1 protein-coding gene is annotated in these 740 nt (G+C 34.7%); it reads right to left on the reverse strand.

Features of this window, described 5'->3' with window-relative positions:
- A partial coding sequence (locus RH915_RS11470) for an ATP-binding cassette domain-containing protein (protein WP_310480150.1) occupies positions 1-141 on the reverse strand: 141 nt, incomplete at its 3' end.
- Positions 142-740 lie beyond the last annotated feature (599 nt).

The following is a 740-nucleotide window of genomic DNA, read 5'->3' on the forward strand; positions in this document are numbered from 1 at the left end:
AACAATATTTATTAAAGTTGACTTACCACAACCTGAGGGACCGATAATGGATACAAACTCCCCCTCTTTTATATGTAAGTTAACGGATTTAAAAACTTCAAGATTGCCGTATTGCTTATTAAGGTTTTTAATTTCAATCATTTTTTTGACCTCGTTTCTATTTCCTAGTAAACCTATAAGTTTTATATGCTTTGTTTGTTAGTATAATATACTAAGTACTTGTACGTTGTCAACAAAAAATCAAAATAATTTATAACTAGGTATATATTAGTTTTGTAAATGTTTAAATCAAGGCAAAAAAAGAAGACAAGATTCCCTGTCTTCTTTGAAATAAGTTTTGTATTATTTTATAATAAAGTCAGTCGAGATCCTTCGCGAGCTCAGGATGACAGAAGAAGCAGTTGGTTAGTTGGTTACGGAATTAGGTGATAGGAAAAGCAAAATTAATAATAAAGTCAAAATCGAGATCCTTCGCGAGCTCAGGATGACAGAAGAAGCAGTTGGTTAGTTGGTTAGTAGATAAGGGATAGGAAAAGCAAAATAACAAAGTCAAAACCGAGATGCTTTATATGATATCAATGGATTGTCATTCCCCTCTGTGTAAGCGACTGACTCGAAACTTCTTTTCGGTCATCTGCTTGCACTCTGCGTAAGCGACTGACTCGAAACTTCTTTTCGGTCATCTGCTTGCACTCTGCGTAAGCGACTGACTCGAAACTTCTTTTCGGTCATCTGCTTAT

It is taken from the genome of Serpentinicella sp. ANB-PHB4, assembly GCF_031432315.1.
In the GTDB taxonomy this organism is placed as follows: domain Bacteria; phylum Bacillota; class Clostridia; order Peptostreptococcales; family Natronincolaceae; genus Serpentinicella.